9 protein-coding genes are annotated in these 11512 nt (G+C 36.5%); 3 read left to right on the forward strand and 6 right to left on the reverse strand.

Annotated features, from left to right (window positions below; genetic code table 11):
• Window positions 1-22 precede the first annotated feature (22 nt).
• The 3 genes from ACMAWV_RS06370 to ACMAWV_RS06380 are packed head-to-tail and all read right to left on the reverse strand — an operon-like array spanning window position 23 to window position 5625.
• The gene (locus ACMAWV_RS06370) at window positions 23-1759 is read right to left on the reverse strand and encodes a GspE/PulE family protein (protein WP_103216816.1); all 1737 of its coding nucleotides are present in this window, start codon (window positions 1757-1759) and stop codon (window positions 23-25) included.
• Between the two features lie 20 nt (window positions 1760-1779).
• Window positions 1780-4146, reverse strand: coding sequence for a type II secretion system secretin GspD (gene gspD / locus ACMAWV_RS06375; RefSeq protein ID WP_103216817.1), 2367 nt, complete (start codon window positions 4144-4146; stop codon window positions 1780-1782).
• Window positions 4147-4161: 15 nt separating this feature from the next.
• Window positions 4162-5625: a hypothetical protein gene (locus ACMAWV_RS06380; RefSeq protein WP_412462780.1), complete on the reverse strand. Its 1464-nt coding sequence runs from the start codon at window positions 5623-5625 to the stop codon at window positions 4162-4164.
• A gap of 244 nt (window positions 5626-5869) precedes the next feature.
• Between ACMAWV_RS06380 and ACMAWV_RS06385 the strand changes: the two genes are divergently transcribed.
• Together ACMAWV_RS06385 and ACMAWV_RS06390 are read left to right on the forward strand one after the other, a co-directional pair.
• Window positions 5870-7636 (forward strand): acyl-CoA dehydrogenase family protein, encoded by a 1767-nt coding sequence (locus tag ACMAWV_RS06385; protein ID WP_158246782.1) that lies wholly within the window; start codon window positions 5870-5872, stop codon window positions 7634-7636.
• Window positions 7637-7710: 74 nt separating this feature from the next.
• The gene (locus ACMAWV_RS06390) at window positions 7711-9381 is read left to right on the forward strand and encodes a CRTAC1 family protein (protein ID WP_412462779.1); all 1671 of its coding nucleotides are present in this window, start codon (window positions 7711-7713) and stop codon (window positions 9379-9381) included.
• 18 nt (window positions 9382-9399) lie between these two features.
• Here the strand turns inward: ACMAWV_RS06390 and ACMAWV_RS06395 are convergent, their stop codons facing one another.
• Genes ACMAWV_RS06395 through ACMAWV_RS06405 form a run of 3 tightly spaced genes read right to left on the reverse strand, consistent with a single transcriptional unit; the run spans window position 9400 to window position 10744 of the window.
• Window positions 9400-9903: a YtfJ family protein gene (locus tag ACMAWV_RS06395; RefSeq protein ID WP_103216822.1), complete on the reverse strand. Its 504-nt coding sequence runs from the start codon at window positions 9901-9903 to the stop codon at window positions 9400-9402.
• Window positions 9904-9912: 9 nt separating this feature from the next.
• Window positions 9913-10257, reverse strand: a complete 345-nt coding sequence (locus ACMAWV_RS06400) for a hypothetical protein (RefSeq protein WP_103216823.1) — start codon at window positions 10255-10257, stop codon at window positions 9913-9915.
• Window positions 10247-10744, reverse strand: coding sequence for a hypothetical protein (locus ACMAWV_RS06405; RefSeq protein ID WP_412469716.1), 498 nt, complete (start codon window positions 10742-10744; stop codon window positions 10247-10249). The genes ACMAWV_RS06400 and ACMAWV_RS06405 overlap by 11 nt, the downstream gene beginning before the upstream one ends.
• A 73-nt stretch (window positions 10745-10817) precedes the next feature.
• Between ACMAWV_RS06405 and ACMAWV_RS06410 the strand changes: the two genes are divergently transcribed.
• Window positions 10818-11495: a hypothetical protein gene (locus ACMAWV_RS06410; protein ID WP_103216825.1), complete on the forward strand. Its 678-nt coding sequence runs from the start codon at window positions 10818-10820 to the stop codon at window positions 11493-11495.
• The last annotated feature ends 17 nt before the right edge of the window (window positions 11496-11512 follow it).

The raw sequence follows: 11512 nt of genomic DNA on the forward strand, positions 1-11512 counted from the left end.
TCTTACTCTTTTTACTTTTTCTTTATTGTTCCTGACTCTCGTCTTCGCCTTCAATATTGATTGCACGGTTCATTTCTGCAATTGAAGTGATTCCCATTATAACTTTCTCAATGGCATCATCTCTAAGAGTTTTCATCCCGTATTTCTGTGCAACTTTTTTAATCTGCCCTGATGGAGCAGAGTTAATAATAAGTGAGCGAATTTCATCATTAATCATTAAAAGTTCTGCGACAACAGTCATACCTGAGTAGCCTTTATTGTCACAACTTGGACAACCTACGGACTCATACACAGTTGCACCTTCAGGTATTTTATCTATTCCTAGTACTTCTAGATCAAAGTCAGTAATATCTTTTGGCTTCTTACACTCCTTACATAGTGTTCGAATAAGTCTTTGCGCAAGAGCACCAGAAAGAGAAGAGGCAATCATGAATGGTTGCACTCCCATATCAATCAGACGGTTTGGTACTGACGATGCATCGTTAGTGTGAATCGTTGATAGTACAAAGTGACCAGTAATTGAAGCTTGTATCGCCATCTCTGCAGTTTCGTAATCCCTTGTTTCCCCAACCATGATAACATCAGGGTTTTGACGAAGAATGGCACGAAGTGCTTTAGCAAATGAAAGTTCAATCTTATGGTTTACCTGGATTTGAGAAATACCAGGTACTTCGTATTCCACCGGATCTTCAACTGTAATAATCATTCGATCTGGTGTATTGATTCGACTTAGCATCGCAAATAGAGTTGTCGATTTACCGTGACCAGTTGGACCTGATACATAAACAATTCCATCTTTTCTTTGCGATAGGGCATCGAGATCATCAAGAACCTTACCGTGGAAACCAAGGTGGTCTAGTTGAAGGATATTATTGTCTTTTTCAAGAATCCTCATAACGATACGCTCACCATTTTGAACTGGTACCGTTGAAAGACGGATATCGATATCTTTACCGGCCATCTTAATTGGAATACGGCCATCTTGAGGAAGACGTTTTTCTGCAATATCAAGTTTTGCCATAACTTTAATACGTGAAGCTACAGCAGAGTGTGTTTTAAGCGGTTGTCTTAAGACTTCCGTCATAACTCGATTGATACGAAAACGATAAATTGATTCTTTTTCATACGGCTCAATATGAATATCTGTTGCACGCTCTTTTACTGCTCTAAAAATAATCGAGTTAACAAAACGAATAACAGGGGCTTCATCCGCACCAGCATCTAGGATATCAATCGGACCGTCAAGATCTAGTGATTCATCAAATTCGTCTTCAAGAGACTGAACCATATTCTTATTTGCTTTTTCATACACGCGATTAATTGCGTCATTAACTTTTAATGGTTGGGCAACTGAGATATGGATATCTTTTTTAAAAATTTCTCTTAGGTCATTGATGGCATCAAAATTAAATGGATCCGTAATAATTACTGAAACAAAGCGGGGAGTTTCCATTACTGGGATAAGCTCCTGCGTCTTTGCATAATTAATTGGAATATTCGTAATTAATTCAGGATCAATTGTATCCACATCAATTTCAGACTCGTATGGTATTTCAATTTGGTGACAAATTACTTTTGTAATATCGTGAGGGTGAATATAGTTCTTTTTAAGTAAGATTTCACCAATAAGCATTCCTGATTCTTGTTGAATCTCTAGTGCTTCATCTAACTGCTCACGTGTAAGAGAGGTGTGCTTAATTAAAAGCTCACCAATCTTTTCTTTACCGTGTTCAAATGTTTCTAGCATTTGGTTTCTCATTTACATCAAGCCTTTTTAAATTACTTCTTAATCACAACTTCTTTATCTGAAGACTTTACTTTTATAGCAGGGGCCTTCTTAGGAGCTGATTTCTTCGCATTTACTTTCTGAACGACATCATTGTAGCCAGGCTCAATAACAGAGTCATTCATCACGCTATCTTGGTTTTGTTGCTTGTAATACTTGTTACGTTGCTCATCATAAAGAGGACCTTGCTCTTGTTTTTGGGCCTTGTTGTAAAGACCTTTAGCAGTCGACTTAAATGGATCTTTTTCACCGTGGAACTCTTTTAGGTGAGAAGCACGACGATTTAAGCTTTCTTTAACTGTACTCGCAATATCTTCTTGATAGTTATCAAGAATTTTTGGCGTTAAGAACATTAGCATATTTAGTTTCTCAGTTTGTGTCGTCGTATTCTTAAATAGCCAACCAAGAACTGGAATATCACCAAGTAGAGGAACTTTACTTACTGAATCAGTTGTCTTGTCTCTCATCATACCACCCATTGCAATTGTGTCGCGATCACGAACAGTTACAGTTGTTACAGCACTTCTTACGACTGTACCAACACCAACTGATGCTACACCAGAAGGAAGGGCCCTACTTGAGAAATCTTCAAAGTTTTGGTCAATTTTTAGTTTGATATATCTTGTTACCTTGTTAATTTGAGGAGTTATCTTCATCTTTAAAGTAACATTTTGTGTGTCTAGTGAAGTCGTTGTTGAACCATTAGATGCCTGGCTCTCTTTAGGTACAGGAATCTTTTCACCAACTTCAAAAATACCTTCAGTATTATCTAGAACTAATAATTGAGGAGTAGAGAGTACGTTTGTGTCTCCGTTACTTGCAATTGCAGAAATAAGTGCGTTTACTGAATCAATTTTCACTGTTTGACCATTGATCTCTGTTTCAATTTCATTTCCTAGACCAACACCGGCAAATAGACCACCAATTGATGTCCAGGTTCCAGAAATAAGTTGTGTCAGAACAGAACCTGAAGTTCCGTGAATTGAACCAGCACGGTCTGCAGCACCTGATCCGTATGCACCAACGATAGAGACACCAAGATCACGTGATTTTGAGATATTTGTTTCCATCACTAGACCTTCGATAAATACTTGGTCTTTTGGTTGATCTAGTTTCTTAATAACTTTTTCAAGTGTAAGCCAGTCAGTAGGAGAGGCAGTTACAACAAGAGCATTATTAGACTTGTCTGCAGTAATTCTAACTTCTGCATTAAATAATTCGTTATTATCTTCAGTTGCTGTTCTAGAAAAACGAGAAGTTCTTCTTGAGCTTGAAGAATTCGATTTTGATCCACTTACTAGCTCAGATAGTGTCTTAGACATATCTTCAGCATCTCCGTGGTAGAGGTAGTAAACATGAATTTGTTCGTTATTAGAAGCAACTAATTCAACATCTAGCTTATTGATTAGTTCCTTAAGTCTCTTTGCTCCACTTGAGTTTGCCATGGCAATAATCGAGTTTGTACGTGGCTCTGCCGTTAATTTTGAGATGATCTGTCCACCACCATCAGAGCTTCTTCTTGAGGCAGTTTTCTTAGAAGTATCATCTTTTAGAATCTTATCAAGTAGCTTTGCAATTTCTGATGCCGAAGTATTCTTAACAGGGATGATCTGTAGTGTTTCTTCGTGGCCAGGAACATCGATGAATTTAATTAAACTCATTAAACGATTAATATTAGAACCAGTATCTTGAATAATAATAGTATTTGTTTGTTTGATTTCAATGATTCGTCCGTAACGAGACATAAATGGTCTAAACGAGCGTGAAACTTCTGTCGAATCAATATTTTTAAGGGCAATAATCTTCATTAGGTAGTTTTCTGTTTCTGGAACATAGTTACCTGTGTAGATTTTAGTAGGGATGTAGCGAATATCTCTAGCTTGTACAATTTTGTAGAATGCACCAGATTTAACCATCGTTAGGCCATTCATATTCAGTGCTGCTAAATATGCTTTCCATGCATCACCAACAGTAATAGGTGTTGGTGCAGAAATAGAAATCTTTCCTTTTAGGTCTTTGTCGATAATCAGATTTAAACCTGTAAGTTTTTGCATGTGCTTAGTTAGGTCTTGAAGAGAAGTGTCTTCGAAGTCAAAACTTGTAACAATCTCTGGACCAAAAGCAGTCTCTGGATTTAAGTTAACGTAAGCATCATCAGTTTTCTTAGGCTGAGTTGCAGTTCTTCCAAATGCATCACTTCCTGACTCTGCATTGCTGCTATCGAGTAGGCTAGCTGCCGAAGGATTCGCATCGCGATTAACCTTGGTTTTTGATTTGAATTGTCTAAACTGTGCTTGAGCAGGGTCTGCTGCAAGACAAAGTAAAGATAGCGCTGAGAGATTTAAAAATAGTTTCTTCATCCATGATCCCTATAATTATTCGACAAAATTGTAGTTGTAGCTTTGTTGAACTCCGTTTCTCTTAATACCGAGTTCGTAATAGTCCGTAGACTTAATTTTTCCAAACATTCCCATAATTTGATTCATATTTTCGATTTTTGCACCGTTGATTTCACAAATTATGTCATCGTTTTGAACATTTAGATATGAATAGATTGATCCTGGCTTCACTTCTGTCATTTTAAAGCATAGGGATCCATCTGGATTCTTAATTGTAATGGCCTTGGCCTGTGTTAGAACATCTCCAATATTACTTAAAAGAGAGTCACGTAGTTCCTTCTTTATTTTGAAGTTATTTCCTTCAACTTTAATATCCTTGTTAAATTCAGGCATTACGTCTTTGGCGCTACTTGGTGGAAGAATTTTAGTGTTGGCCTTGCGAGCAAAGCGCTTGGCCTTCTCGTCAACGTTTGCAATGAATTCACATTCACCAGTTCTTAAGTTTTTAAAGATAACTTTTTGGCGTGTGATACTTCCAATCTCTGCTATATTATTGATCTTTCCACCAACACGAACATTTTCTACCTTTCCACGGTTAGAAACACTTGCAACAGACTTGGCACTGTTTTGAAGAACAATTGTATTTAAGAGTTTGAAACCAAGTCTTGATTCTTGATCAGCAGCAAGGCAGATCTTTACAACATTCTTCGGACGTTTAACTTTTGTTTCAGTTTTTTCGTTTTCATCTTCTTGAATATTGAATGGGTTATAGTTTCTAATATTAGCAATTGATGCATTGTGATCGTAAGTATTAGGGCGACTAAAATCTGTTTGAAATTTTGCGCCACCGTCTTTGCCATTTAAGAAAAGGGCCGCAAATTTACCAATTTGATATAAGAAGGCACAAGTTAAAAGAATTAAAAAATAATGATGAATCTTAGGGCGCGATTCATTACTTAATAGGTTAGGAAGAAAGTATTGTGCGCCAGTTGGTTGACCTTTTGTTCTTTTTCCAAGACCACTTCCAACTCTTGATAAGTCAAAGTCTTCTGTCTTTGATTTGATTTTATCAAGCATGCGTTGCATGACATTGTATTTATTTTCTGATCCTTCAGTTTCGTCTTCTTCGTCACTATCTTCAGAGTCAGCTTCTTCATCAGCTTCGTTAGTTGATTTGTTAGTTAACTTACTTTTTAGCTTAGAAAGAAAACCGGCATCTTCTTCGGAGTGAGCTTCTAGATCGTCAATATAAACTTCTAGAGTGGGATCTTCTAAGACCTGGTCTGCGTCTGGGGTTGGGGCGGGAGGTAGGGGAATGTCGACGTCTTCTTCGTAGACTTCGCCGTTGTCCTCTTCTTCGTACTCTTCTTCGTACTCTTCCTCGTACTCATACTCTTCACCGTCATGAAGATTTTCTTCATGCTCAATAAATTCCCCATCATCCTGATCTTTGGATAATTTTGATTTAATTTTAGAAAAGAATCCTTTCTTTTTCGTCATTAAGTTTCTTCTTGAAAGTTTTTATATTTTAATACCTTATAGTATTTTAAGGTTGTTTACCCAAAGCATCAACCATTGATATATTCGGTAAGAATTTTCTTGCTTTTTGACCGAGTTAAAATGTCGGTTAAACTTAAGTAAGTGTTTGCTTTGATTATTTGACGAATGTCGTGCTAAAATGTCAGGGAATTCCAGTCAATCAATTTTCTACCCACATAGATGGATTTTAAAAAAGGACTTAATGATGAGTGAAGAAAAGCAAATGATGGACTCCATTGTTGGAGATCTATTCTTTGGTGAAGTTAAAGAAGACAATGTATTTCCATACCCAGGTTTTACTGATGAGCAGCAAGACTTTGGTCGTGAGATGGTAAACGCTGTAAACAAGTTCTGTGAGGGGACTTTAGACGGTGAGAAGATGGATCATGAGGGTGTGATCCCACCAGAAGTAATGCAAGGTTTAGCTGAGCTTGGGCTTTTTGGGATGGGTGTTCATGAAGATCTTGGTGGTCTTGGTCTTGACTACACTCTTTATAGTCGCGTTTTCGCTGAAGTTGCTTCTTTTGATGGCGCAGTTGCAACGATGATCGGTGCTCACCAATCTATTGGTTACCGTGCACTTTTAAACGAGGGGACTGAGGAGCAGAAAGCAAAGTGGCTTCCACAACTCGCTTCAGGTGAAAAGTTAGCAGCATTTTGTTTAACTGAGCCAGGATCAGGTTCTGACGCTTATTCAATTAAGACAAAGGCCGTTGATAACGGTGACGGCACTTATACAATTACAGGGCAAAAGCTTTGGATTACTAACGCAGGTACTGCAGAGTTCTATTCTGTGTTCTGTAAGACAGATCATGAGGTAGACGGTGAAATTAAAGAAAAAATTTCTTGTTTCGTCGTTGAAAAAGGAATGGAAGGTCTTTCATTTGGTGAAAAAGAAAACAAAATGGGGATCCGTGCATCTGAAACACGTGCAGTATACTTCGATAAAGTAATCGTTCCAAAAGAAAATATTCTAGGTGAGCTTGGAAAAGGTTTCAAAATCGCCATGAACGTTCTTAACTCTGGACGTCTTTCTCTTGGTGCTGGATGTGTAGGTGGAATGAAGACAATCCTAAAGCTTGCTACTGAGCATGCTAAAGGTCGTAAGCAATTTGGTGCACCAATTGCTGAGTTTGGTCTTATCCAAGATAAACTTGCTCTTATGGCAGCAAGAATTTATGCAACAGAGTCAATCGTATACATGACAACTGGTAATATGTGTAAAGGTCTTAACGACTACTACCTTGAGACTGCTGTATGTAAGATCTATGGTTCTGAATCTCTTTGGGAAGTTGTTGACCAAGGAATGCAGATTGCTGCTGGTAACGGTTATATGAAAGAGTATCCATATGAAAGAATTATGAGAGACTCTCGTATTAATATGATCTTTGAAGGAACAAACGAAATTTTAAGAATCTTCCTTGCTCTTTCTGGTATTAGAAATCCATCTGAAAGTATGAAAGCTCTTGGAAAAGCAGCTGATGTATCAAAAGCTCTTCAAGATCCAATTAAGTCTGTAGGTGTTTTAACTAACTTTGCTAAAGGTCGTCTATCAAAGATGATTGGTCAGCGACTAATTACTAAGCATCACGCAAAACTTGATAAAGAAGCAGGGAAGTTTAACTCTCTTCTTGGTCAATTCGCGATTCAAGTTGAAAACACTCTTATGAAGTATGGTAAGAATATTATCGGTAACGAGCTTCCACAAAAGAGAATTGCTGAAATGGCAATGAATCTTTATGTAATGCTTGCTGTAATTTCTCGTACAACTTCAATTCTTAATAGTGATAAGATCGAACAAGATAAGAAAGACTATGCTCTTAACCTTGCTCGTGTTGCACTAAAAGATGCAAGAGCAGTAGTTGTGACAAATCTTAAGGCAATGACTTCACACGATGACAAAGTTGTTAAAGAAACTTCTGATCAAGTTTGTGCAAATGATGGATACGGCCTAGATATCATTAATTTCTAATTATTTCTCATTACAATTAAAAAATAATCTCTTAGGCCCTAGTAAAAAATGCTAGGGCCTATTAGAATATTCATATGAAATATTCTTTACTCCTACTTTCTTCGGCCCTAATTGCTACTTCATGTTCAAGTAAGGTCTTTAAAAAGAAAGAAAAAAAATCGAAAGCAAAACAAGTCAAACTTAACTATGGGCCAACAAAGGCAAGTTCGAAATTTGTCGATGTAACTCAAAAGCTTGGTCTTGATGGTATTAAGGCATCACGTGTTTATGTTTACGATATAAATGGTGATGGAAGAGAAGATCTTGTCTTTTTAAATGGGAATTATTCTGTTCCTCAATTTTATCTTGCGACAGACGATGGATTTGTAAAAGCTAAGAATATTTACTTTGAAGATGATGTTCAGGTTACATTCATGCAATTTGTAGACCTCGATAAGGACGGCATTGTAGATGTAATTACGGGAATTCATAATCAAAAGTCAGCATTGACGAAAAAGCCACTTGTTTCTTACAAAGGTAGTCCATCGCGAAATAATGGAATTGTTTTTAGAAAATTTAGTGAAACTAGTTTTGATTTTATAGCGCCAATCTCTAACGTAAATATCTTTGATTATGACAATGATGGTTTTTTAGACTTCTTTGTGGCCAATTGGTTTGATCGCAACGAAGAGGGCAAAACAATTGAAAATAGACTTTTTACTTATAAGAATGGAAAAATTTCTGAAATCTCGGGAGCACTAACAAGTGAATTAGAAGAAAGAGGCAATACTTATATTAATGTAGCCCCTACATTTTCTTCAAGTATTTGCGATATAAATAATGATGGTTTCGCAGACATTTTAACAAGTAATTCTGCAGGCCATCCAAATAAGTTGTGGCTTTCCACAAAGCGTGGAAAGAGTATCGTCTATACTGATGCAGGAGTGAGCTCCGGATATAGTATGGATGCTATCACAAGTGGTGGCCGCTTTAATGGCGGAAATTCAACTTTTGCAATTTGTGGCGATTATAATAATGATGGCTATTATGATATTGCCATGGGAGAAATCTCGCACTCTCTGGACTTAGAGTCTCGTGATCGCTCAAGTATTTTAACTAATAAAGGGCTTAAAAGTATTTCATTTATTCGTACAGAGTATACAAATGATGAGGCGAAGGCGAATTGGAACCAAGGTGATATGAGAGGACTTTGGACTGATCTGAATAATGATGGCCTTATTGATCTACTCGTTGATAATTCAGGGTTTCCTCCTCACTCAAGGCTTGTGTCTTTTGTGCAAGAAAGAGATCATGAGTTAGTTAACCGAGGCCCGGATCTTGGTATTGATATTGTTAACCCTAGCTCAACAGTAGTGTTTGATTTTAATGATGATGGACGAATGGATATCTTAACGATTCAGACAAATACTCGTGATTTTAGAATTCAGCCTAGAGTATATCTTTTTGAAAATCGACTACCACAGAAGAATTATATAAAGCTAAAATTAGTAGGAAAGAATTCAAATAGAGAAGCTTATGGAGCTAAAATCATAGCTGATACGAATAAAGGTAATACATATACTCGTCAGCATTATCCATCATTTGGCCAATTCCAACCTCAGAGTACATCTTATATACATATTGGCCTTGGTGACGAGAAGGTAAGTGAAGTTGTTGTTGAGTGGCCTTATCTGTTAAAAAATGGGAAGAAACTTAGAAAAACTTATCCTGTCTTGATGAACTCCACGACAGTTATAAAAGAGTAGGTGCTTTCGCACCTACCACTACATATTCTTTTTGATAATTGTAATCATCTCTTTCACTTGAGCTTCGCTTGCTTTGCCATTGATCTTGTAAACTAAGCTACCTTTTTTATCAAAGACAAGGATATTCGAATCGTCATCTTTTACGATTCCTTTCCATTTTTTTACGATTACTTTTTCAAGATCTTTTACGTAAATTGTATCTGGGTATTTCTTTTGCTTATCTTCTAAAGCACCCTCTAGGATTGAGTTTGGAAGCCAAGTTGCATCCATATTAATTACTGCAACTGAGGCATATTTAGTGCGGTCAAACTTTTCACGAGCTAGTGCTTCTGAAGCATGGTTATTTAAATCTTTTTCATCTGGATCAACATAAAAGAGTACGTGAACTTTGTCTTTTAATTCAGTTGACGACCACGCTTTACCATTTAAACGGCCACCATTTTCACCCGAAATTTCAACTGTAGCTGGTTTCATTGCCAGTGTTGATGCACAAATAAGCGCCATCATAAAAAACTTCTTCATTCACTTCTCCTATTCGATAAAAGTTTTATTAAATATTTGCTTTAAGTTTAGACTAAACTTTGAGTCTTTTAGAACTGTCTTTTTTAACACTTTTGCACGAAGTTGGTCATTATATTCAACCAATTCTTGCATGAGCTCATCAAATTGATTCAATTCAATCACATTTGGAACTCTCGTTTGAAAGAAGTCCTTTAGCTGTTTAATGCGATTCTTTTCAATATCGAGAAAATTCGTCAGTTTATGTTCTTCACTACCAGAAGATTGCTTTTTAGGAATTGGTGCAAATTCATCACCTAAGACTTTTTTAATATGTTGGTCAATTTTCTTTAAGTCGTTGTTATCGTTATCTGACATTTTCGTCTTCCAAGATTAAAATTAATTTCTCAAGTTTTGCACCTTCTTTTGCAAGTGCTTTTATTATCCTTTGGGATGCAATTGTACGTCCAAACTCATCAAGACATAACTGTACATCTTCATTTCTTATATTTGAAGCTGAGATATCAATGAAGTCTAAGACTTTTTGCTCTTTATTAGTTGGCCTTGCCGCTTCAAATTGATAGTACTTTGGTAGATCTTCAAGAGATTTAAAGATTGGAAAGCGCGTCCAAATATCTTCAACATCCGTTATCACATAGAAAGGATAAGGGAATTTTGGTGAAAGATTTTGCTCCTCTAAAACATTTGATAAAAGCCCAAGAAGCTTTATTAGTCGATCCCTCTGTAATTTCGATGCATCGAGATAGAGAGGCTGATGACCAACTCGGTACGTTTTAAGTGCCGTCTTAATTTCTTCCTTATCAATTGCCTTGAGTTTGAATTCTTCTAGAATAGGTGTTTTCATAGATTCATTATAACAGGAGCTCCTTACTAATATAAAGCTGGAATCTCATCTAAATCTCATTTATCATAGTTTTATGGAATTAGATTATGTAGAGCTTCCCGATAGATTTTGTCAGTTACTAATAAGTGATGTTTCAAGTTCAAGTAACACATCTGTCGATTTGCAAAGATTTATTTTTGAATCTCCTGCTATGGGTAGGATTCTTTATCGTATTTTAAATGGCGGTGAAGAAACAGATTTAACTTCTCTTGTGAAGAAGTATGGCTGGCACGGTATTCGTGATCGTCTCTTGGCCTACTATATGAACTTTCTCTATAATAGCAATCATCCGCATGCTGTCGTTATTGAAGAGATCGAAGATATTAAAAAAATAGAATCTCGTTTTCGTGACAAAACAGTAAGTGGGTATTCGCGCCTAATTTCACTTGGAATGTATTTAAAAGTATCTTGTTATGAGTCTGATATTGAAAAGATTGAAGATCATCCATACTTTCCGGATAGAAGAATTGATCAGCTTTTATCTCTTTCAAAAAATCGTAATATCCGCATTGATATCCTTATCCTTATGCTTGTTCACTTTCTAAAATATTTAGGAGAGGAGAAGCTCTTTGGATTAATTAGAGCGAAACAAAGCTTTGATACAATAGAGTCGATGCTTGCTACTGATCAAAAGTATCAATTACAAAAAAATATAATTAATTACGCCTTAAGTATTGGAGATACTGATTTAATTGCATCTAAGACTGTGTAAGTCAGTTTTGTTCAGTA

Origin of the sequence: Halobacteriovorax sp. RT-1-1 (assembly GCF_047085455.1) — a bacterium.
GTDB lineage: Bacteria > Bdellovibrionota > Bacteriovoracia > Bacteriovoracales > Bacteriovoracaceae > Halobacteriovorax_A.

What these genes read in the sequence shown, in the direction of transcription:
- ACMAWV_RS06370 (WP_103216816.1), bottom strand. Translation starts at nt 1,759, where the DNA reads ATGAGAAACCAAATGCTAGAAACATTTGAACACGGTAAAGAAAAGATT.
- gspD (WP_103216817.1), bottom strand. Translation starts at nt 4,146, where the DNA reads ATGAAGAAACTATTTTTAAATCTCTCAGCGCTATCTTTACTTTGTCTT.
- ACMAWV_RS06380 (WP_412462780.1), bottom strand. Translation starts at nt 5,625, where the DNA reads ATGACGAAAAAGAAAGGATTCTTTTCTAAAATTAAATCAAAATTATCC.
- ACMAWV_RS06385 (WP_158246782.1), top strand. Translation starts at nt 5,870, where the DNA reads ATGAGTGAAGAAAAGCAAATGATGGACTCCATTGTTGGAGATCTATTC.
- ACMAWV_RS06390 (WP_412462779.1), top strand. Translation starts at nt 7,711, where the DNA reads ATGAAATATTCTTTACTCCTACTTTCTTCGGCCCTAATTGCTACTTCA.
- ACMAWV_RS06395 (WP_103216822.1), bottom strand. Translation starts at nt 9,903, where the DNA reads ATGAAGAAGTTTTTTATGATGGCGCTTATTTGTGCATCAACACTGGCA.
- ACMAWV_RS06400 (WP_103216823.1), bottom strand. Translation starts at nt 10,257, where the DNA reads ATGTCAGATAACGATAACAACGACTTAAAGAAAATTGACCAACATATT.
- ACMAWV_RS06405 (WP_412469716.1), bottom strand. Translation starts at nt 10,744, where the DNA reads ATGAAAACACCTATTCTAGAAGAATTCAAACTCAAGGCAATTGATAAG.
- ACMAWV_RS06410 (WP_103216825.1), top strand. Translation starts at nt 10,818, where the DNA reads ATGGAATTAGATTATGTAGAGCTTCCCGATAGATTTTGTCAGTTACTA.